The sequence below is a fragment of the Paramicrobacterium fandaimingii genome (assembly GCF_011751745.2).
GTDB lineage: Bacteria > Actinomycetota > Actinomycetes > Actinomycetales > Microbacteriaceae > Paramicrobacterium > Paramicrobacterium fandaimingii.
In genome coordinates, this window is sequence record NZ_CP061170.1 from 1 (window position 1) to 20,577 (window position 20,577).

18 protein-coding genes and 2 tRNA genes are annotated in these 20,577 nt (G+C 61.0%); 16 read left to right on the forward strand and 4 right to left on the reverse strand.

The genetic code is table 11. From position 1 onward, the window contains the following. Nucleotides 1-293 precede the first annotated feature (293 nt). The 10 genes from dnaA (at nucleotide 294) to HCR84_RS00050 (ending at nucleotide 11,192) form a co-directional block, all read left to right on the forward strand. Entirely contained in the window at nucleotides 294-1,595 is a 1,302-nt protein-coding gene (gene dnaA / locus HCR84_RS00005; protein ID WP_434063563.1) for a chromosomal replication initiator protein DnaA, read from the forward strand. Between the two features lie 373 nt (nucleotides 1,596-1,968). Next, nucleotides 1,969-3,117 (forward strand): DNA polymerase III subunit beta, encoded by a 1,149-nt coding sequence (dnaN, locus tag HCR84_RS00010; protein ID WP_166983101.1) that lies wholly within the window; start codon nucleotides 1,969-1,971, stop codon nucleotides 3,115-3,117. A gap of 34 nt (nucleotides 3,118-3,151) precedes the next feature. Further along, nucleotides 3,152-4,042 carry a phosphogluconate dehydrogenase (NAD(+)-dependent, decarboxylating) gene (gene gnd, locus HCR84_RS00015; protein ID WP_166983100.1) on the forward strand — a complete coding sequence of 297 codons (891 nt, stop codon included), beginning with the start codon at nucleotides 3,152-3,154 and terminating at the stop codon, nucleotides 4,040-4,042. 60 nt (nucleotides 4,043-4,102) lie between these two features. After that, nucleotides 4,103-5,263 carry a DNA replication/repair protein RecF gene (recF, locus tag HCR84_RS00020; RefSeq protein ID WP_166983099.1) on the forward strand — a complete coding sequence of 387 codons (1,161 nt, stop codon included), beginning with the start codon at nucleotides 4,103-4,105 and terminating at the stop codon, nucleotides 5,261-5,263. Next, on the forward strand, nucleotides 5,256-5,744 hold the full coding sequence (locus HCR84_RS00025) for a DciA family protein (RefSeq protein WP_166983098.1): 489 nt from the start codon (nucleotides 5,256-5,258) through the stop codon (nucleotides 5,742-5,744). The genes recF and HCR84_RS00025 overlap by 8 nt, the downstream gene beginning before the upstream one ends. Before the next feature lie 120 nt (nucleotides 5,745-5,864). Then, nucleotides 5,865-7,925, forward strand: a complete 2,061-nt coding sequence (gene gyrB, locus HCR84_RS00030) for a DNA topoisomerase (ATP-hydrolyzing) subunit B (protein ID WP_166983097.1) — start codon at nucleotides 5,865-5,867, stop codon at nucleotides 7,923-7,925. Nucleotides 7,926-7,932: 7 nt separating this feature from the next. Beyond that, on the forward strand, nucleotides 7,933-10,518 hold the full coding sequence (gene gyrA, locus HCR84_RS00035) for a DNA gyrase subunit A (RefSeq protein ID WP_166983287.1): 2,586 nt from the start codon (nucleotides 7,933-7,935) through the stop codon (nucleotides 10,516-10,518). Nucleotides 10,519-10,520: 2 nt separating this feature from the next. Further along, nucleotides 10,521-10,925: a DUF3566 domain-containing protein gene (locus HCR84_RS00040; protein ID WP_166983096.1), complete on the forward strand. Its 405-nt coding sequence runs from the start codon at nucleotides 10,521-10,523 to the stop codon at nucleotides 10,923-10,925. An 84-nt stretch (nucleotides 10,926-11,009) separates the two neighbouring features. Next, a tRNA-Ile gene (locus HCR84_RS00045) sits at nucleotides 11,010-11,083 on the forward strand. A gap of 36 nt (nucleotides 11,084-11,119) precedes the next feature. Continuing rightward, nucleotides 11,120-11,192 (forward strand) — tRNA-Ala (locus HCR84_RS00050). On the opposite strand, the gene HCR84_RS17550 is transcribed toward HCR84_RS00050, so the two are convergent. Then, nucleotides 11,166-11,645: a hypothetical protein gene (locus HCR84_RS17550; RefSeq protein WP_244972529.1), complete on the reverse strand. Its 480-nt coding sequence runs from the start codon at nucleotides 11,643-11,645 to the stop codon at nucleotides 11,166-11,168. The two genes, HCR84_RS00050 and HCR84_RS17550, sit on opposite strands and share 27 nt — an antisense overlap. 55 nt (nucleotides 11,646-11,700) lie before the next feature. Then, the gene (locus HCR84_RS17555; protein ID WP_244972530.1) at nucleotides 11,701-12,033 is read right to left on the reverse strand and encodes a recombinase zinc ribbon domain-containing protein; all 333 of its coding nucleotides are present in this window, start codon (nucleotides 12,031-12,033) and stop codon (nucleotides 11,701-11,703) included. 30 nt (nucleotides 12,034-12,063) lie between these two features. On the opposite strand from HCR84_RS17555, the gene HCR84_RS17510 reads away from it, so the two are divergent. The 3 genes from HCR84_RS17510 to HCR84_RS00065 all read left to right on the forward strand — a co-directional run bounded on the left by HCR84_RS17510 (nucleotide 12,064) and on the right by HCR84_RS00065 (nucleotide 14,383). Further along, nucleotides 12,064-12,294, forward strand: coding sequence for a hypothetical protein (locus HCR84_RS17510; protein WP_166983095.1), 231 nt, complete (start codon nucleotides 12,064-12,066; stop codon nucleotides 12,292-12,294). A 344-nt stretch (nucleotides 12,295-12,638) separates the two neighbouring features. After that, a complete protein-coding gene (locus HCR84_RS17515; protein WP_218043596.1) occupies nucleotides 12,639-13,214 on the forward strand; it encodes a hypothetical protein in 576 nt (191 codons plus the stop codon). Between the two features lie 23 nt (nucleotides 13,215-13,237). Next, nucleotides 13,238-14,383 carry an SPFH domain-containing protein gene (locus HCR84_RS00065; protein WP_166983094.1) on the forward strand — a complete coding sequence of 382 codons (1,146 nt, stop codon included), beginning with the start codon at nucleotides 13,238-13,240 and terminating at the stop codon, nucleotides 14,381-14,383. A 317-nt stretch (nucleotides 14,384-14,700) separates the two neighbouring features. Here HCR84_RS00065 and HCR84_RS00070 read toward each other — a convergent pair whose 3' ends face one another. Then, nucleotides 14,701-14,850 carry a hypothetical protein gene (locus HCR84_RS00070; RefSeq protein ID WP_166983093.1) on the reverse strand — a complete coding sequence of 50 codons (150 nt, stop codon included), beginning with the start codon at nucleotides 14,848-14,850 and terminating at the stop codon, nucleotides 14,701-14,703. Nucleotides 14,851-14,988: 138 nt separating this feature from the next. Between HCR84_RS00070 and HCR84_RS00075 the strand changes: the two genes are divergently transcribed. Next, on the forward strand, nucleotides 14,989-15,996 hold the full coding sequence (locus HCR84_RS00075) for a zinc-binding alcohol dehydrogenase family protein (protein ID WP_166983092.1): 1,008 nt from the start codon (nucleotides 14,989-14,991) through the stop codon (nucleotides 15,994-15,996). A 44-nt stretch (nucleotides 15,997-16,040) separates the two neighbouring features. On the opposite strand, the gene HCR84_RS00080 is transcribed toward HCR84_RS00075, so the two are convergent. After that, nucleotides 16,041-17,393: an alpha/beta hydrolase gene (locus tag HCR84_RS00080; protein ID WP_244972531.1), complete on the reverse strand. Its 1,353-nt coding sequence runs from the start codon at nucleotides 17,391-17,393 to the stop codon at nucleotides 16,041-16,043. A gap of 184 nt (nucleotides 17,394-17,577) precedes the next feature. Between HCR84_RS00080 and HCR84_RS00085 the strand changes: the two genes are divergently transcribed. Both HCR84_RS00085 and HCR84_RS00090 read left to right on the forward strand, forming a co-directional pair. Then, on the forward strand, nucleotides 17,578-18,810 hold the full coding sequence (locus HCR84_RS00085) for a cytochrome P450 (RefSeq protein ID WP_244972532.1): 1,233 nt from the start codon (nucleotides 17,578-17,580) through the stop codon (nucleotides 18,808-18,810). Nucleotides 18,811-18,854: 44 nt separating this feature from the next. Further along, nucleotides 18,855-20,576, forward strand: coding sequence for an ABC transporter permease (locus HCR84_RS00090; RefSeq protein ID WP_166983091.1), 1,722 nt, complete (start codon nucleotides 18,855-18,857; stop codon nucleotides 20,574-20,576). Nucleotide 20,577 lies beyond the last annotated feature (1 nt).

The window sequence follows — 20,577 nt, forward strand, 5'->3', positions numbered from 1 at the left end:
GACACACCGAGTCGACCCAACCGGAATCTCGCGGAATTTTGCCTCGGCCTCTTCCTCAGACTAGCGTGATGTGATCTAGTTATCCACAGCCCTACGATCGCCCGCGTGCGTTCACGGGCTCACGGGGGTTAAATCGGTGGATAACGCTGTGGATAAGTACGGGGGAATAGATGTCTGACGAGCAACAGGACGTTGCCGGAACCTGGCAGATTGTGCTGGATGCACTCGCCGACGATAAACGCATCACCCCTCCATTGCAGGGGTTTCTGAGCCTCGTCGTTCCCAAGGGAATCATGGGAGGAACGTTCTACCTCGAGGTGCCGAACGAGTTTACGGCGGGGCAGCTCAACGCTCGAATGCGGGCGTCGATTCTTGAGGCCTTCGCTCACACGATCGAAGAGTCTCACGGAGCATCCACGTTCGCCGTCGTCGTCAACCCCGAGATCATCGAGCGAGAATACGACCTCGCTGCAGAGCCCCGTCAAGCGCCAGGTCGCCCTGCCCAGCAGGAAGAGAAGCCGTCGTACTCGATGCCGGACTCCGTGCTTCCCGCACGGCAGAACGACACACGCCTGAACCCCAAGTATTCATTCGACAATTTCGTCATCGGACAATCGAACAGATTCGCGCACGCCGCGGCCGTCGCGGTCTCTGAGGCACCGGCGAAGGCCTACAACCCTCTCTTCATCTATGGCGACTCGGGTCTCGGAAAAACGCACCTTCTGCACGCCATCGGCCATTACGCGATGAACCTCTATCCCGGCATTCGTGTGCGATATGTCTCGAGCGAAGAATTCACGAACGACTTCATCAACTCGATCGCGAACAACCGAGGACCAGAGTTTCAGGCTCGCTATCGCAACATCGACATTCTGCTGATCGACGACATTCAGTTTCTGCAGAACAAGGCAGAGACCCAGGAAGCCTTCTTTCATACGTTCAACACTCTTCATGACCACAACAAGCAGGTGGTCATCACAAGCGACCTTCCGCCCAAACACCTCACCGGCTTCGAAGATCGGATGCGTTCACGCTTCGAGTGGGGCCTCATCACCGATGTTCAGGTTCCTGACCTCGAAACCCGCATTGCCATTCTGCGCAAGAAAGCGCAAAGCGAGAGGCTGCAGATTCCCGACGAAGTGCTTGAGTTCATCGCGTCAAAGGTCTCGAGCAACATCCGCGAACTCGAGGGGACGCTCATTCGTGTCACCGCATTCGCCAGCCTCAACCACACGGCCGTCGACATGTCTCTCGTGCAGACGGTGCTGAAAGACATCATCACCCTCGACGAAGACAACGTGATCTCGCCCGTCGACATCATCAATACGACAGCCGCGTACTTCAAGCTCACCGTCGACGACCTCTATGGGTCAAGTCGCTCGCAGGCCGTCGCGACATCGCGCCAGATCGCCATGTACCTCTGCCGCGAGCTCACCAACCTCTCGCTGCCGAAGATCGGCCAGCTTTTCGGCAATCGCGACCACACAACGGTGATGTACGCAAATAAGAAAATCGGCGACCTCATGCAAGAGCGCCGGTCAATTTACAACCAGGTGACCGAGCTCACAAGCCGTATCAAGCAGGGAAACCGCTGATCCACCGGGCCTTTTGTTATGGCCTGTGGATAACTTGTGGAGAAGATCCGGAAAACTCACCTTCATATGGGGACAAGATCGCTGAGCCTGTGAATTTAGCCACCTCGACGGCCAGGGCCCACACCCGTGTAATTCCGCGGATCCCACACCGCGTGAACAACTCACACGCGTGTAGTTCCCATATATCTCCAGGCGTGTCGGAACTTATCCACAGTTTCCACAACGGTTAAGCCCGTTAAGAGAATTACTTAAACAGTATTTATGCGGGAACCTTGACCGCTAAAGCCCCAATCTTGGAATGACAGGTTCTCCATGTGCGTTGTGGGGCTAGCATGGTGTGCGACTTGTCCGTCGAGTTCGACAGGGGTACCACGTGCGTTTCAGCGTCAACCGCGATGTCTTGAGCGAAGCCGTCTCATTTGCCGTCAAACTGCTCCCGCAGCGAACAACGCTGCCCATTCTCAGCGGTGTGCTGATTGAGACGACGGAGTCGGGGCTGCGGCTGTCGAGCTTCGATTACGAAGTGTCGTCGCAGACTGAGATTGACGCCTCAGTCGAGGAGGAGGGGACGATTCTCGTTTCCGGTCGCCTACTCGCCGATATCGCGAGTCGCCTGCCGAACGCACCCGTCAACTTCGCCACAGACGATAATAAGATTCTTGTCACGTGCGGCTCCGCAAACTTCACGCTCCTTTCGATGCCCGTCGAGGAGTACCCAACTGTTCCCCAGGTCGAAGGTCAGACAGGGCTCGTTCCGGGGGAGGAGTTCGCTACGTCCGTGGCACAGGTCGCGGTTGCGGCATCCCGAGACGATGTGACTCCGGTCATCACCGGCGTGCAGCTCGAAGTGAACGACAACAGCCTTGGCATGGTCGCAACCGATCGATACCGCGTTGCCGTTCGCGCGATCGATTGGGATGGAAGCGACATCACCGGTGACGAAGCGCTCACGGCGCTGGTTCCCGCACGAACGCTGCAGGAAGTCGGCAAGACGTTCGGGCACAGCGGAAACATCTCGATTTCATTCGCGAACAAGGACGATCGCGAGCTTGTCTCGTTCTCCGTCGATCGCAAGACTGTGACGTCGCTGCTGATCAAGGGGTCGTTCCCACCCGTTCGACGCCTTTTCCCCGAGAACGTCGATAACTACGCTGTGATCAACACATCGGAACTCATTGAGGCCGTGCGTCGCGTTTCGCTCGTGCTCGAGCGTGAAGCCGCACTTCGCTTCTCGTTCAGCATCGACGGACTCACGATGGAAGCCATTGGATCTGAGCAGGCACAGGCTTCTGAGTCGGTGGATGCGCTGTTGACGGGAGACGACATCGTGCTTTCGCTCAAACCGTCGTTCCTGATCGACGGATTGAACGCCGTGCGCAGCGAGTTTGTTCGCTTCTCGTTCACGAAATCCGAGAACACGAACAAGCCGGGACCCATGCTCATCACGAGCCAGTCATCAAAGGATCAACCGGGTGCAGACAGCTACAAGTACCTGCTGCAGCCGAACCTCCTGCTGCGCTGATCGCAGCTCAATCGGCTGACGAAAGGTGACTGTCATGCACATCGGATTAGTTGGACTCGGTCGTATGGGATCAAACATGCGCACGCGCCTGCGCGCAGCGGGCGTCGAAGTCACCGGATACGACCCGAATCCCGATGTGAGCGATGTGAAAAGTCTCGATGAGATGGTCGCCGCACTCCCAACGCCTCGCACCGTCTGGGTGATGGTTCCGGCGGGCACGATCACGGATTCTGTCGTCACCGATCTCGAGCTGCGACTTGACGCGGGCGACCTGGTGATCGACGGCGGCAACAGCAAGTTCACCGATGACTTTCGTCACAATGAGATGCTCGAAAAGAAGGGCATTGACTACATCGATGCCGGTGTCTCCGGCGGTGTCTGGGGACTCGACAACGGTTACGGCCTGATGGTCGGCGGGCCTGAAGAGCAGGTTCAGCGCGTCATGCCTGTTTTCGACGCACTGCGCCCTGAGGGACCGCGCGACGAGGGATTCGTTCATGCGGGAGAGGTCGGCGCCGGCCACTACGCGAAGATGGTGCACAACGGCATTGAGTATGCGCTCATGCAGGCGTATGCCGAAGGTTTTGAGCTGCTCGAGAAGCGCAGCGATCTGCTGAAGGACGTTCCCGGCACCTTCAAGGCATGGCAGCGCGGAACTGTCGTGCGCTCGTGGCTGCTCGAGCTGCTCGTTCGCGCGTTGGACGAAGACGACGATCTCTCGGAAATTGAGGGATACGTCGAAGATTCCGGAGAAGGACGGTGGACGATCGAAGAGGCCATCGTCAACGCCGTGCCCGTTCCGACGATCTCGGCGTCGATTTTCGCTCGGTTCGTCTCACGGCAGGAGGATTCTCCCGCCATGAAGGCCGTCGCGGCACTGCGGCATCAGTTCGGCGGGCATGACGTGAAGAAGTCCGACGACTGACAGCATCCGGAATCGGCGGCAACGTGAACAACGTCACGCGCACCGCCTACGATGGAACGCGTGATCGTCACGCACCTCAACCTCAGCGATTTTCGCAACTACGCGACAGCTGACGTGACGCTTCAGGCTGGCGCAAATCTGTTTATCGGCCGCAACGGGCAGGGCAAGACGAACCTCGTCGAGTCGCTCGCGTATCTCTCGACGCTCGGTTCTCACCGGGTATCAACCGACAAGGCGCTCATTCGAGCCGGTGAAGATGCTGCTGTCGTGCGCGCGAAACTGCACCACGCCGGCAGAGACATGCTTGTCGAGGTGCAGATCAACATGTCTGGTCCGAATAAGGCCCAGGTGAATCGCGGCGTCATCAAACCCCGAGAATTGCCCCGGTACTTCTCGAGCGTGCTTTTCGCGCCCGAGGATCTCGGCATTGTGCGGGGCGACCCCGGCGCCCGCCGCCGCTTTCTCGACGAGCTTCTCGTGCTGAGAACACCGCGCCTCGCTGGCGTGCTTGTGGACTACGAACGAACGCTCAAGCAGCGCAACACCTTGATGAAGTCTGCTCGGGCGTCGGGATTGCGCGGGGCACAGCTGAGCACCCTCGAGGTGTGGGATGACAAGCTCATTGCCTTAGGCAGCGAGATCATCGACGAGCGTGTTGCCCTCGTCGATGCGCTCCGCCAACCCCTCGCCACTGCGTATGCGCAGGTCGTCGACGACGACCATAGCCCGGGGCTCGAACCGCTTCTTTCTCTTGCGGGGAGGGATGCCGAAGACGACGACGGTCAGAATCAGGCGGATGCTGCCACAGCATCCGGAAGCCTGACGACGCCGGAGCGGTTTCGCACGGCCCTCGAAGCGCGCCGTACCCAGGAGCTCGAACGCGGACTCACGCTGGTCGGACCGCATCGGGATGACGTGCTGTTCTCCCTGAACAACCTTCCAGTGAAGGGGTACGCGAGTCACGGAGAGTCGTGGTCGTTCGCGCTCGCGCTCAAGCTCGCGTCGGCGCAGCTTCTGAGGCGCGACTCTTATTCGGGCGATCCCGTGCTGATGCTCGATGACGTTTTCGCCGAGCTTGATAAGGGGCGACGCGCACGATTGGCCGAGGCCGTGGCCGATTTTGAGCAGGTGTTGATCACCGCAGCGGTAATCGAAGACATTCCGGAGCAGCTCACCGCCCACACCGTTCACATCACTGCGGGAACGATCGTCGATGGCTGAGAAAGAAACGGAATCGACGCGTGTCTACCTGCGTTTCAAAGAGACCTTCGGCGGACGCAAGAGGAGTCGCGGCCGCGGGAAGCGCTCTGATGAAGACGGAGCATCGAGCAGGCCGTTTGGTTCAGGCAGGGACCCCAAGGGCATCGGCGACGTCATGAATACGCTGACGAACCGCCTCGGTTGGGACTCGACCCTCTCGCAGGCCGAGCTCATCAACCGCTGGGCCGAGGTCGCCGGCGACAGCACGGCGGCCCATTCGGAACCCGTCGGAATCGAAGGCGGATTGCTCACCGTAAAGTGCGACTCAACAGCGTGGGCAACGCAGCTCAGGCTGATGCGCGTGGAGATTCTGGGGCGCATCGCAACCCGGTTTCCGGAAGCGGGCATTGAGAGCATCCGTTTTCAAGGCCCCAACGTCCCGTCATTCAAACGTGGCCCCAGATCGGTTCAGGGCCGTGGTGTGCGCGATACCTACGGTTAAGGTGACAAATCTGGTGGATCTCGGCAAGAAAGGCGCTCAAACGGGCGTTGAGCGCCTTTTTCCCAGTCTCATTTGGTAGACTGAAATGTCGAATTCGCGACGGTTTGGAGCCAACTTTTTATGTCATCAGAACCGAAGAGCGGCGAGAGCACAAACGATTACGGCGCTGACGATATTCAGGTTCTTGAGGGGCTCGAGGCAGTTCGCAAAAGGCCGGGTATGTATATCGGCTCCACGGGACCGCGCGGCCTTCATCACCTGGTTCAGGAGATCGTCGACAACTCTGTCGATGAGGCGCTTGCCGGGTACTGCGACGCCATCGACGTCACGATCCTCGAAGACGGCGGCGTCCGCTGTGTCGACAACGGTCGCGGCATCCCCGTCGATATTCACGAGCGCGAGGGCATCTCGACAGTTCAGCTCGTTCTGACGGTCTTGCACGCGGGCGGTAAGTTCGGCGGCGGAGGCTATGCGGTATCAGGTGGCCTTCATGGCGTCGGCAGCTCGGTTGTGAACGCCCTGTCAACACGGCTCGACGTCGCGGTCAGCAGACAGGGAAATGTCTATCGTCAGCGCTACCACGACGGTGCCCCCGATGCTCCCCTCGAGAAGGGTGAAGCGACAGACGTCACGGGCACCTCGATCACGTTCTGGCCAAGTGACGAAATCTTTGAGACTACTGAGTTCGACTACGACACGCTGCGCACCCGGTTTCAGCAGATGGCGTTCTTGAACAAGGGCCTGCGCATCAGCCTGCGCGATGAGCGCCCAAGCAGGGAGCTCGACGATCCCCACCTCGACACGGGCGTTTTCAATATTGCGGACGACGAGGTCGAGGGAATCGACCCCGAGGCCGAGACGACGGCCGAGCGCAAGGTTCCGCACGAGGTTTTCTACTACGAGCGTGGACTCGTGGACTACGTTGAATTTCTCAATCGCAGCAAGCGCGGAGACCTCGTCAACGACGAGATCATTTCGTTTGAGACCGAAGACACGGAGCGCAAGATCGCGCTCGAGGTCGCGATGCAGTGGACGACCGCGTACACCGAGAGCGTGCACACGTACGCGAACACGATCAACACGCACGAGGGCGGAACGCACGAAGAGGGATTCCGTGCGGCACTCACCACGCTCGTCAACCGGTACGCGCGCGACAAGAGCATCCTGAAAGAGAAAGACGACAACCTTTCGGGCGATGACGTTCGCGAGGGTCTCACCGCCGTGATCTCTGTGAAGCTTGCCGAACCGCAGTTTGAGGGTCAGACCAAGACCAAGCTCGGCAACACCGAGGCGAAGGCGTTCGTGCAGAAGGTGGTCTGGGACGAGCTCGGCGATTGGTTCGACCGCAACCCGCTCTCTGCGAAAGAGATCATCCGCAAGGCGATTCAGGCCTCAACCGCCCGCATGGCGGCGCGAAAGGCCCGCGAGACGGCGCGCCGCAAGGGGCTGCTCGAGGGTGGCGGAATGCCGGGCAAGCTCAAGGACTGCCAGTCGAAAGACCCGACGGTCAGCGAGATCTTCCTCGTCGAGGGAGACTCGGCTGGTGGTTCCGCGACGCAGGGGCGCAATCCTGAAACGCAGGCGATTCTCGCTCTGCGGGGCAAGGTGCTCAATGTGGAGAAGGCACGACTCGATCGCGCGCTCGGCAACACGGAAATTCAGGCGATGATCACGGCGTTCGGGACGGGAATCGGCGAGGACTTCGATGACTCTAAAGCCCGGTACCACAAGATCGTGCTCATGGCGGATGCCGATGTGGACGGCCAGCACATCACGACGCTCTTGCTCACGCTGCTGTTCCGCTACATGCGTCCGCTCATCGAGATGGGGTACGTCTACCTCGCGCAGCCGCCGCTTTTCAGGCTGAAGTGGTCGAATGCGCCGCACGACTACGTGTACTCCGATGAGGAGCGCGACGCTCTTCTCGTGCACGGGCAGGCGAACGGCAAGCGCATCCCGAAAGACAACGGCATTCAGCGCTACAAGGGCCTCGGCGAGATGGACTACAAGGAACTGTGGGACACCACAATGAACCCCGAGTCGCGAACGCTGCGCCAGGTGACGCTTGACGATGCAGCATCCGCCGACGAAATTTTCTCCATTCTGATGGGCGAGGACGTCGAATCCCGCCGCAATTTCATCCAGAAGAACGCGAAGGACGTGCGCTTCCTTGACATCTAACGACGACGTGACTCCAGAGAACGAATCGGGCGAGGGAGAATCCTTCGGCATCCACGGTCGCATCGACCAGGTGGACCTGCAGCTCGAGATGCAGAGGTCATACCTCGACTACGCAATGAGCGTGATTGTCGGGCGCGCCCTCCCCGAGGTGCGCGACGGCATGAAGCCCGTTCACCGCCGCGTCATCTACGCCATGTTCGATGGTGGATACCGGCCAGACAAGGCGTTCTCAAAGTGCGCCCGCGTCGTCGGTGACGTCATGGGAAACTTCCACCCGCACGGCGACTCGGCGATCTACGATGCTCTCGTTCGCCTCGTTCAGCCGTGGAGCCTTCGCTACCCGCTCGCACTCGGCCAGGGAAACTTCGGTTCACCGGGCAACGATGGTGCGGCTGCTCCGCGATACACCGAGACGAAGATGGCTCCGCTCGCGCTCGAGATGGTGCGCGACATCGATGAAGACACCGTCGACTTTCAAGACAACTACGACGGTCGCACGCGTGAGCCGGCGATTCTGCCGTCGCGCTTCCCGAACCTGCTCGTCAACGGTTCCGTCGGCATCGCCGTTGGAATGGCGACGAATATTCCTCCGCACAACCTCCGTGAGGTCGCGGCGGGAGCGTTGTGGCACCTCGAGCACCCGGAGGCTCCGCGCGAAGAGCTGCTTGAGGCTCTGATGCAGCGCATCAAGGGGCCCGATTTCCCAACCGGCGCCCAGATACTGGGTGTCAAGGGAATTCACGACGCGTACCGTACGGGCCGTGGCTCCGTCACCATGCGTGCCGTTGTCAACGTTGAGGAGATTCAGGGTCGCACCTGCCTTGTCGTCACGGAGCTGCCGTACCAGGTGAACCCCGACAACCTCGCGATCAAGATCGCGGAAATGATCAAGGAAGGTCGGCTGAGCGGAATCGCCGACCTGCGCGATGAGACGTCAGGACGCACGGGTCAGCGACTCGTCATTGTGCTCAAGCGGGATGCTGTCGCCAAGGTTGTTCTGAACAACCTGTACAAGCACACGCAGCTGCAGGAGAACTTCGGCGCGAACATGCTGGCGATCGTCGACGGGGTGCCGCGCACTCTTGCGCTCGACGGGTTCATCACAGCATGGGTTGCACACCAGATCGAAGTGATCGTGCGTCGCACCCAGTATCGCCTCAGGAAGGCCGAAGCCGACGCGCACATCCAGCGTGGTTACGTGAAGGCACTTGATGCGCTCGATGAGGTTATCGCGCTCATTCGTCGGTCGCCGACCGTCGATGAAGCACGCGAGGGGCTGATTGCGCTTCTCGAGATCGATCAGCTGCAGGCAGATGCCATCTTGGCGATGCAGCTGCGTCGCCTTGCCGCACTTGAGCGTCAGAAGATCATCGACCGGCTCGCCGAAATCGAAAAGGACATCGCCGAGTACAAGTCGATCCTTGCCGATGAAGTACGTCAGCGCACCATCGTCTCTGAGGAGCTCACCGAGATCGTCGACCGCTTCGGCGACGATCGCCGCAGCGAGATTCTCTTCGGCTACGACGGCGACATGTCGATCGAAGACCTCATTCCTGAAGAGGAGATGGTGGTCTCCGTGACGCGCGGCGGCTACGTCAAGCGCACGCGCAGCGACAACTACCGCTCGCAGCACCGCGGCGGGAAGGGTGTTCGCGGGGCGCAGTTGCGTGCGGACGACGTCGTCGAGCACTTCTTTGTGACGACGACGCACCACTGGCTGCTGTTCTTCACCAACAAGGGTCGTGTGTATCGCGCGAAGACCTATGAGCTGCAAGAGGCAAGTCGTGATGCGAAGGGCCAGCACGTGGCGAACTTCCTCGCGCTCCAGCCTGACGAGGAGATCGCTCAGATCCTCGACATCCGCGACTATGAGGCTGCCGAGTACCTTGCTCTCGCCACGCGTTCCGGTTTGGTGAAGAAGACACGACTCACCGACTACGACACAAATCGCACCGGTGGCATCATCGCGATCAACTTGCGCGAGGGTGACGAGCTCGTCTCTGCCCTTCTGGTGAATTCAGACACAGACATCATGCTCGTTTCACGTCACGGAATGTCGCTGCGCTTCACCGCGACAGACGAAGCGTTGCGTCCCATGGGCCGTTCGACGTCTGGTGTGAAGGGCATGTCATTCCGTGAGGGCGATGAGCTTCTCTCGGCATCCTGGGTTCCCGATGACGGTGGCTGGTACATGTTTGTCACAACCGAAGGCGGTTACGCCAAGCGCACCCATGTCGATCAGTATCGACTGCAGAACCGAGGCGGACTCGGCATCAAGGTGGCGAAACTTCACGAAGATCGAGGCAACCTCGCGGGCGCCTTGATCGTCGGAGAAGACGACGAAGTCTTGGTGGTTCTTGCCAGCGGCAAGGTGGTACGCTCTGCCGTGGCCGAGGTTCCTGCAAAGGGACGCGACACAATGGGTGTGGTCTTTGCGCGCTTCGCGGAGAACGATCGCATTCTTGCGTTGGCTAAGAACAGCGATAGACAGCTTGAGAATGAGGAGTCGGAAGACGACGCGGAAGCCGTGCACGCGGAAGCCGCCTCGTCGGAGGGGGCTGAGGCTCCCGAAACTCCGAAACAGGAAGAGTAAGAATGACAAGCGTTGCCGACAAACTGGCTAAGAAGTCAGCGCGAAAGCCGTCGAGTAAGCAGGTGCGCCTGAAGCTCGTGTATGTCGACTTCTGGTCGGCACTGAAGCTGTCGTTCCTGATAGCGATCGCTGTGGCGATAATCACTGTCGTGTTCTTCTTTCTGGTGTTCACCGTTCTCGATGCGACCGGTGTCTTCGATCAGGTGTCCAGCCTCTACAAAGAGGTAACCGGTTCGAAGGACGGCCTTGAGACGATCATCGGTCTTGGTCGGGTGATGGGCTTTGCTCTTGTCGTGGCGATTCTGAACCTGGTGATCGTGACTGTTCTCGGTGCTCTTGCGGCCGCGCTGTACAACCTGGCGGTCAAGATCACGGGTGGACTGCTCGTCGGTTTCACCAACAACTGATCTCGACACTCCCGGCGTGCCGGAGAGCGGTTTTCGATTGGGAAATCGTGACTATTTCGGGTAATCTCGAATCTGGTCAAAAACGGGGCTATAGCTCAGGCGGTTAGAGCGCTTCGCTGATAACGAAGAGGTCCCAGGTTCAAGTCCTGGTAGCCCCACTTTGGGAGTCACGTTTTCTTGATCTCTCATTTTCGGGGGCCTTAGCTCAATTGGTAGAGCGCCTGCTTTGCAAGCAGGAGGTCAGGGGTTCGATTCCCCTAGGCTCCACCCAAAGTGTCTTACGGGAACACGCCACATCGGACATGTGGAGTGTTCCCGTTTGGCTTTCTTGCCTTCGTCCGCCTCGTGGATGATGGTCGCGAAGGGTTCCGCGAGGTACGGGCGTAGTTGCTCGTCATCGGTGATCTCAAGCCGGGCGTACAATGCCTGGTTCGCCAGCCTCCTGCTCCCGTCGTCGGAGTGCGTATAGGCGTTGTGCGCGCCGGTGAGTAGCCGCAGGGAGTCGTGTAGGAACGCCCGACCTCCGGCGTGTTGTTGGTCGTGCTGGGCGAGGCGGTGCTCGATGTCAGCCAGGCCGGCACGGATGCGGTCTTGGTGTCTCTTGAGCGTGGAGAGGTCGATGGCGTCGGCGAAGTGCGCGGCGAGCAGCTTGTCGCTCTCGGCTTCAAGCTTCGCCCGGCTCGCCATGAGGTCGCCGATCTTTTGGTCCCGGCCGGCCATGCGCGTGTCGAACGCCGCATCGACCTGTGCGGCGAGGTGACGGTAGGCGGTGTCACTAGATCGTGATCGAGGCGTAGTAGTCCGCGACGAGGCATTCCGCGACCGCGACCGGCACCGCCCGCCGGGTGCAGCCGGTCTTCTTCGCGGCCCGGCCAGAGCAGACGAAGTAGGCGTAGGTCGTGCCGCGCGGGTTGGTGGCGAAGTCGAGCAGCATCCTCGATCTGCAGCTGCCGCAGTGCAGCAACCCTTTGAGGTGGTGGGCGTGCTGGACATGACGGGTCATCTTCGCCGTCTGCGCCCGCAACAGTGACTGCACCTTGTCGAACAGTGCCGGTTCCGCGCTGGGATCGTGCACACCAGGATGCAGGGCACCCTTGTAGCGGGTCACCGCGGCGTAGCGCTCCCAACACTCAACACCATGCTACTCGCGAAACTTGCCGCGGTAGATGAGGACGAGTCCGACCAAGAAGTACGCGCGATACAGAAGCGACTCCTCATTCTGGTGAGCGAGGTCAACGCTGACGAGGCACGGCGTCGGCGAAAGCGTAAGCGGGCCCAGCAGTGGCGACGCGACAGCACAATCGCGTCGAGCGCACAGCCGAACTGCCGAACAAGTGTGCGCGATGCGGTGTGGGGTTCAAAGATTTGAAGACTACGGGCAGGCCTTCAGTGACATACTATGTATGAAAATGAGCTTCGGGAGGGGGAACGTCGTGGGTCGTCCGCCTAAGCCACCCCAGACCTACATCGCAGACTGCCTCGATTGCGGGCACCACTGGGTGTCGCGCGCAGGTTTCGGTGTACCGGGCCAGTGCCCAAAGTGCCGAAGCCGACGGATCACGAGCAAGCCGACCGGATCGTCGAGATGACGCCCCCACTGTCGATGAGAACCATGCAACCCGTGTGGTTTTGCAGTGGTTCAGGATCGCTGCTCACAAGACCAGGTCTGAGTTGCGATGGCCTCCGCGGCAGTGCAGATGGGACGGAAAGATAGTGGCAGCAAAGTACAACTTGCAACCGAACGAAGTGGTGCTACTCAAGGATGAGAGCGTCATGCACGGCGGCTTCTGGTCGGCGTACACGGATGAGCTAATGCTCACCAACCTAAACCTGGTGCTGCTCAAGAAGGGCATGTTCGGCAATTCGAAGGGTGTCCTGACGTTCCCCGTGAACCAGATCAAGGTGTACGGCCAGCAGGCGCAGGCCGTGATCGGCAAGGCCTCGAACGGTACGGACCTCTTGGAGGTCTACTTCCTGAACGGGCAAGAGAAGTTTGCCTTCCAAACGGGTGGCAAGAAGAAGCTCAACGAGTGGATCGCCAAGATCAACCAGGTCGTCACCGGCGAGGAAGCGCCTGTGCAGCAAAGTTCAGGCATGGCTCTCCCCGGTGCAGAGATGGTGGCCGGCGTCCTGAAGGACACGCTCGGCGTCTTCAAGTCCAAGCTCGGCTCCAAGTCGGAGGCTCCCGTGAAGGTCGCCGAAAAGTGCCGTGGCTGCGGCGCTCCAGTGGCTGGCTTCCAAGGCCAGGCGACCACCTGCGAATACTGCGGCTCTGCTCAGCAACTGTGAACACCGGATAGAAGGAATAACCAGTGGGAATCATTCAGGCATTCACCGGCGCTCTCGGTGGGACTTTCGCGGATCAGTGGAAGGACATCATCACAGCCGGACACTTCACCGAGTACACGGTGGTCGCCCCGGGCGTTTATCAGCAGACCAACAACGGGCGCGGGACGAACTTTAAAGGTTCTGCTGACGTCATCTCCAACGGCTCGAAGATCTTTGTCCCCGAGAACACCGCTGCTTTCATCTTCAGCCGGGCGGGTATCGAGGAGGTTGTCACCCAAGCGGGCGGGTACGAGTATTGGGCGGGACAGCCGAGCGTCTTCAGCGGTGATGGTTTCACCTCCTCGATTGTGCAGCAGACCGTCGACCGCTTCGGCTACGGCGGGCAGACCTCGGATCAGAAGTACCTCGCCTTTGTTAACCTGCGCGAGATTCGCGGGCTCAAGTTTGGTACGCGCGGACCTATGGTCTACCACGACAGGTTCTATGGAGCCGACCTGGAGCTCCTGGCATTCGGTACATTCTCCCTACGCGTCGTCGATGCCGTCGCTTTCGTTCGGAACTTCCTACCTGCGAACGCACGCTATTACGCATTCGACAGTGCCGAGGCTCGCCAGCAAATCTCCTCCGAATTCATGCAGGCGTTCCTCGTCGTGGTCAACTCGCTTTCGGCGACGCATCGCATCTCCGAACTGCCCTCGCAGGCGGGGGCCATCGCCGAACTGATTGCCGACGACGACTCTGCGCTTGGCTCCTGGATAACACGGTACGGACTCGACGTAGTTCAGGTCGGTATCGAGAGCATCGAGTTCTCACCCGAGTCGCGGGAGCTTGTCAAGCAGTATTCCGCGAACAAGATGAACCTCTCGGCGTTCGAAGGCATATCACAGCAGGGATCGAACGTCGCCGCGCAGCAGAAGGTTGCGCAGGGAGTTCAGGATCACGGACTCGGCGATGGCGGCGGGATGCTGTTTGGCATGAACCTCGCCCAGGCGATCAACCCGCTGACGGCTGCACCGGCAGCGCCGGTTGTTGCTCCCGGCGCCCCTGCGCCGAGTCTGTCCCTCGATGAGCAGATCGAGGCCGTCAGGAAGCTGAAGGATTTGGTCGACGCGGGGATTCTGTCTCTGGACGAGTTCGACGTGAAGAAGAAGGAAGTCATGGGTCTTTGAGGCCTCTCGGAAGGCGTATGCGCGAAGCTATCTGCGAAACTCGTAGGCACTGGGCGGTGCTGCAGTAGACGGCCTCCCTCACCGAGTCAACGTCCGATGTTGGCTTCTAATTGAGGGGAATACGGCCGGAACTCACCGAAGCGTCGCTCGCGTATGAATTCACTTCGTCTTCGCCCACACCGTGCTGCGGTGGACCCCGAACTGGTGGGAGAGCGCGGTCACTCTGAGACCGTTCGCGCGGGCTGTTCGCATGGCGTCCACTTCCTCGTCCGTGAGTCGTGTTCGAGTTCGTTTCTTTGGGTGCGCCGACGCCGCGATCAGCGGGTCATCAGCCTCACCGTCGAGACTGGCATCGTCGTGCGCGCCTTGTTTCCGCGCTGAAACAAGTCTCTCGACGCGTGGTCGTCTGTTCCCGCAGCGCTCCATTGCGTCCACAGTTTGATCTGAATGTCGGGTGGCCCGGTCACTCAACATCCGCGAGCACATCGCCGCATATACGTCAGTTTCCTTCGCACTCTCCCGCATCCTGAATCATGGTTCGTCGTAGCCAATGGACGCCAAGTGCGATTGACAGCAACTGGCACCCGTGCGGCAGGATGTGGAATATGACCACAACAACTGCCATCGGCTACGAGAAGAACTTGCCGATTACTGACCCGAGCGCACTCATCGAGAAGGACGTTGAGATACCCGAACTCGGCCCACACGACCTGCTTGTCGAAGTCAACGCTGTTTCGGTCAACCCCGTGGATGTCAAACTGCGAGCTGGCGCATCCGCCAACGGCTTTCGAATCCTCGGTTTCGATGCTGCGGGCATTGTGCGCGATATCGGATCTGAGGTGACGCTCTTCATCCCGGGTGATGAGGTGTTCTATGCAGGGACTAACGATCGCGCTGGCTCGAACCAGCGACTGCATGCCGTGGACGAGCGAAGCACCGGACGAAAGCCAGCTACGTTGTCGTTCGCTGACGCGGCCTCCCTTCCGCTGACCTCGATCACCGCGTGGGAAAGCCTGTTCGACCGGCTCCAGCTCACCGAGCAGTCGTTCGGAACGCTGCTGATCGTCGGAGCGACAGGCGGAGTCGGGTCGATCATGATCCAGCTCGTCGAAGCGCTGCTGCCGAACGTCACGGTAATTGCGACGGCTTCGAGCGCTGATCGCGCCGCTTGGGTGCGACAGCTCGGTGCTGAGCATGCGGTGAACCACAGGGAGAACATGACAGCTGAGGTTTCGGCCATCGCCCCGGACGGCGTGGACTGGCTCTTCACTGCCCACTCGGAAGCGCAGATCGAAACCTATGCCGAGATCGTGCGGCCATTCGGGCACATTGTTGCGATCGACGATGGCCCGCGTGATGTTTCGCCGTTGAAGGGCAAGAGCATCGCGTGGCACTGGGAACTCATGTTCACGAAGCCGCAATACAAGACTCACGACATGATCGGACAGCACCAGCTTCTGAACGAGGTGGCAAGGCTGGTGCATCAAGGTCGCGTTCGCGCCACCACGACGCGCGCTCTTTCTCCCATCACGGCAGCCACGCTTCGCGAGGCGCACGAGCTTGTCGAGAGCGGTCGGGTCGCGGGCAAGATCGTCCTTCACGACTGGGCGTAGGAGTTTGTTCGGCCTTCCCTGAGGCGTTGTTCACACGACCGAGATCACCGGTTGAAGCGGTCGGGGCGGTAATTGAGGAACCGTGCCTCGCCCATGTCGAGTGCCTCTGCAGCTGCGTTCAGATGGTGAACCGCAGTGGAGCCGCCCCAGTGTCCCGTGTCGAGGCGGTCGAGGAGCACGTTCGCTGCGGTGACCACCTCGGCGTCACTGAATGCACAGTGGCCGGCGGAACCGACGTAGGTCTGGCGAAGGAGCGGTGCGTTGCCGGCCCGATTCACGCGCTGTTCGTATGCGGATTGCTGGGCGACCGTTGAGATCTGATCGCCCACGGCGTTCAGCGTGAGGGTGGGAACAGAGATGTCGCCCGTGAACTCATAGCTTGCGGCGAAGCGCTCCACCGCATCGGGGTCGGCCTCGATTCGCTCTGCACCATTGACTGTCGCGAGGTCGTCCTTGAGGGAGAGCCCCGCCTCGTCGTACAGCGCCTTCACGACGCGGCGCGACTCGGCCGACGCCTTGCGCAGCTGCTCTGCGTAGTCAATGCCGACATTCCACGAGGGGAGTCCGCCGAACACCTCGGTGCTCGTCTTGCGACTGCTCATCGCCTGACCGATGTATGGCAGCGGGTCACCGGAGAGGGAGCCGTACCAGCCTGCCTCGTACTGGCGCGGATCCTTCGGATCGGGATCTTCAACGCTTTGCGACCAGGCGGGCAACTGGCCGATGGCGGAAGCGAGCGCAATGCGCGCGCGGCCCTCTGGCGACTGCTGCGCTTCGGCGAGGGCACCTTGCCACAGGGCACGGGCTGCTTCGATGTCGTCGGGGATGTCGACGACGGGGAGGGTCGGATCGATGAGCTGCCCGAGAGTGAACACCGTGTCGAGCTTCTGGTTCCACTGCGAAACGGTGCCCGAGAGGCCGCCGCATCCAGCGACGACGCCGTCGATGCGATCGGGATGCAGCTCGCCTGTCGTCGCGGCGATCATGCCGCCCATCGACTGCCCCATCGCAATCGCCCTCGACGGCACGCCGGCTGTGGCGGCAAACGCATCCAAGGCCTCGATCTGGTTGTCGACCGCACCCCGCAGATTCCAGCCGGTCACGTCGCGTGTCGTTCCGCCGTAGGCTGCGCCGTCGTCGATGAGCGCCTGCTGCGATTCGGACGGGCCTCCTGACGCGAAGTCGAGGTCGACGAACACTGTGCCGTTCCAGTCCTCCGGAACGACGAAGCGGTACGGGGTGGAATCAGCGAGAAACCCCTCGATCGTCTTGTCTGTCTCGTCGGCCGCTGCCGGCGTGACCGTCGTGACAGCGAGCGTTCCCACTGCCAGTGCAGCGGCGGCATGCGTCCATCTGTGCGTCATAAGCGTCATCGCCTTCCCCTTTACCAACGCCATCGTCGTCAGGATCCCGCCGAAACGCGGGTCGGTACGAGAATGGCACTACCTTCGGGGAATATCAACCCGATTGATATATCAAATTCCGCCACGACAGGCGATGCCCCGTGACACTTGACAAACTTTCGTCCGGTCGGCACCCTAGCTGTAATGCTAATGGGGGCAGAACGATCCGGAGGTGCGCGTGGAAGACGACTTCGACCTGACGGCGGATGACAATCCGGTGGCGGCCCACGCGATGTATGCGCAGTTGCGCGAGGAGTGCCCCGTCGCGTACTCATCGGCATACGGTGGCTTCTACGCTCTCACCCGCTACGACGACGTGAAAGCGGCAGCCATGGATCCGGTCACCTTCATCTCGTCTGTGCGCGCTGTGGTTCCGAGCGACCCGCGGGGTCTGAGGCGCCCGCCGCTGAACTTCGATGCCCCGGCTCACACTCCGTTTCGCCGCGCACTCGAGCGCACACTGCAGCGATCGCGCCTCGAACGTCTCGAGCCCGCTCTCAGCGAACATGCGCGGCGGGCGTTGCGCCCGCTCCTCGAGACGGGTGAGGGCGACATCGCCACCGGCTTCGGCGTGCAGTTTCCGGCCTGGGTCACCACCGAGTGGCTCAACTTGGAACCACACATCGCGCCACATCTCGCCGATACCTCGTTTGCCTGGATCACCGCCTGGCGCGAGCAGGATGGCGAGACCACGACGGCGATGAGCGAGAGGATGTACGACATCGCACGCGATCTCGTGCGTCGCAGACGCGAAGAGCCGCTCCCCGTCGAGGAGGATCCTGCGAGCTCGCTGCTTGCCGAGCGCATTGACGGCGAACCGCTGACAGACGAGCATCTCGTCGGATGCCTGCGCCAGAGCCTCGTCGTCGGAATGGTTGCACCGCCCATCCTGCTCGGTTCGACACTGCGCCATCTCTCGGAGGACACCGACCTGCAGGATCGGCTGCGAAGAGATCCCGCGCTGATCCCGGCCGCAATCGAGGAGTTTCTGCGACTGTACGCGCCGTATCGCGGGTTCGCGCGCACCGCGTCGAAGCCGACCGACGTCCGCGGCAGAACGATCCCCGTTGGCGTTCCCGTGACTCTCCCCTACGCGGCGGCGAATCGGGATCCGCGCGTGTTCGCAGACCCCGATACCTTCATCCTCGGGCGTGAGAACGTCGCCAAACACCTCGGATTCGGTCGCGGACCGCACCGATGCGTCGGCATGCCGCTCGCCCGCATGGCGATCCGCGTTGCGCTTGAGGAACTGCTTGCCGCTACCGATGTCTTCTCCACCCACGGGCCCTACACCTATGCGCGGATGCCCGAGGTCGGTCTCACGTCGGTGCCGGTAACGGTGCGCGCAAGCGGGTCTATCCACGGGGCCTCGCGCGCCCCAGACTTCCCGCTCGAGGACGTCAGCAGATGAGGACGCCGTCGCCTCCGAGGGCCACTCGCGACAACGATTCGACGATGCCGGTCGGCACCGTTCCGACCCGGCCCGCACGCCGGGCCCCCCGCCCGTTCCTCATCGTCTCAATCGCGCTCGCCGTCGCCGCCGGCCTGCTCGGCGTCGTGCCACTGGCCGCCGTCGGAATCGGCGCATTCGCGGAGGGGTCGGCGATGCTCGACGCGCTCGCCGAGGAAGACGTCGTCGGTCTGCTGCGGAACACCCTGATCGTTGTGAGCGTCAGCACGGTCTTCGCCCTACTCATCGGCGCCGGACTTGCCTGGGTGAACGAACGCACCGACGCGGGAATGGGAATTGTCACGGAGGCGATGCCGCTGCTGCCGTTCATGCTTCCGCCGATCGCGGGATCAATCGGCTGGGTGCTGCTCCTGGCCCCGACGGCCGGCTTCTTCAACGGCATCTTGCGCGGCGCACTTGAATTTCTCGGCATCCATCTTGATCAGGGTCCCTTCAACATCTATAGCTGGTACGGGCTCATCATCGTGTACACGATCTATGCCGTGCCCTACGCATTCATGCTGTGCACGACAGGTCTGCGCAATATGGACCCCGCGCTCGAGGAGCAGAGCCGGGTCAGCGGATCGTCTCTCGGTCGTACCCTGCGCACCGTGACGCTTCCCGCGATGCTGCCGAGCATTCTCGGTTCGACCATGTTGATTCTGATGAGCAGCTTCGGCCTGTTCTCGATTCCGAGCGTGATCGGGCGCGGCGCGGAGATTCCGATCCTGTCGACACGGATCGTGCACCTTCTCAATTTCACCTACCCGGCAGAGACGGGTGCCGCCATCGGCCTCAGCCTCATTCTCGTTGCGTTCGTTGCGGTGATCTGGTGGCTGCAGGCCGCCACGCTCAAGAAGGGGCGCTTTGCGACGATCGGCGGCAAGGGCCAGCGTGCGTCGAAGATCCGACTCAGGAAGGCTCGTCCGTGGGTGCGGGGCTTCGTGATCGCCTACATCTTCTTCACGACCGTGGCGCCGCTGCTCGCGCTCCTCATCGTGTCGCTGAACGGCTTCTGGACGCTCAACATCGACTGGTCCGCCCTCAGTTTGGATGCGTTCTTCAGCGCACTCATCGAGGATCGCTCAACGCGGAGTGCGCTGATCAACAGCCTGACGTACGGCGCAATCGGATCCGTCATCGGCATCATCGTCGTCGCCGTGGCGTCGCTGTGGATCGTGCGTTCGAACGGCCGGTTCGCGCGCATTGTGGACGGTGCGATCAAGTTCCCCGCGATGCTTTCGCACCTCATCATCGCCGTGGGCGTTGTGCTCGCTTTCGCTGGCCCGCCGTTCAACCTCGGTGGTACGGCGATCATTATGATCGGTGCCTATATCGCCCTCTATCTTCCCCAAGCATCGATCACGACAGATACGGCTGTCGCACAGATCGGCAAGGAGCTCCCGGAGGCGTCGCGCGTCGCCGGAGCTGGAGAAGCGAAGACCATCAGTCGAATCTTCTTCCCCCTGATGGCCCCGGCGCTCATCATCGGCTGGTCGATGCTGTTCGTGCGAATGGTCGGTGATCTGACGGCATCGTCGATCCTCGCGGGCACCCGCAATAACGTCATCGGATTTCGCATCCTCGAGATCTATCAGAACGGGTCATACGCCGAGCTCGCAGCGATCTCGACGTTCCTCACCCTCGTCAGCGCCGTCATCGTGATCGGCGTCCTTATCATTGCGCGGCGCCTATCGCGCTGGAACAACACCTCTGGAGACACGTGAC

Bases quoted from the DNA above. Each gene is read 5' to 3' on its own strand.
- dnaA (WP_434063563.1), top strand. From the start codon at position 294: ATGGGAGGAACGTTCTACCTCGAGGTGCCGAACGAGTTTACGGCGGGG.
- HCR84_RS00080 (WP_244972531.1), bottom strand. From the start codon at position 17,393: ATGGCGTTGGTAAAGGGGAAGGCGATGACGCTTATGACGCACAGATGG.
- HCR84_RS17550 (WP_244972529.1), bottom strand. From the start codon at position 11,645: ATGGCCGGCCGGGACCAAAAGATCGGCGACCTCATGGCGAGCCGGGCG.
- HCR84_RS00090 (WP_166983091.1), top strand. From the start codon at position 18,855: ATGCCGGTCGGCACCGTTCCGACCCGGCCCGCACGCCGGGCCCCCCGC.
- gnd (WP_166983100.1), top strand. From the start codon at position 3,152: ATGCACATCGGATTAGTTGGACTCGGTCGTATGGGATCAAACATGCGC.
- gyrB (WP_166983097.1), top strand. From the start codon at position 5,865: ATGTCATCAGAACCGAAGAGCGGCGAGAGCACAAACGATTACGGCGCT.
- HCR84_RS00025 (WP_166983098.1), top strand. From the start codon at position 5,256: ATGGCTGAGAAAGAAACGGAATCGACGCGTGTCTACCTGCGTTTCAAA.
- HCR84_RS17510 (WP_166983095.1), top strand. From the start codon at position 12,064: ATGCTACTCGCGAAACTTGCCGCGGTAGATGAGGACGAGTCCGACCAA.
- HCR84_RS00040 (WP_166983096.1), top strand. From the start codon at position 10,521: ATGACAAGCGTTGCCGACAAACTGGCTAAGAAGTCAGCGCGAAAGCCG.
- HCR84_RS00075 (WP_166983092.1), top strand. From the start codon at position 14,989: ATGACCACAACAACTGCCATCGGCTACGAGAAGAACTTGCCGATTACT.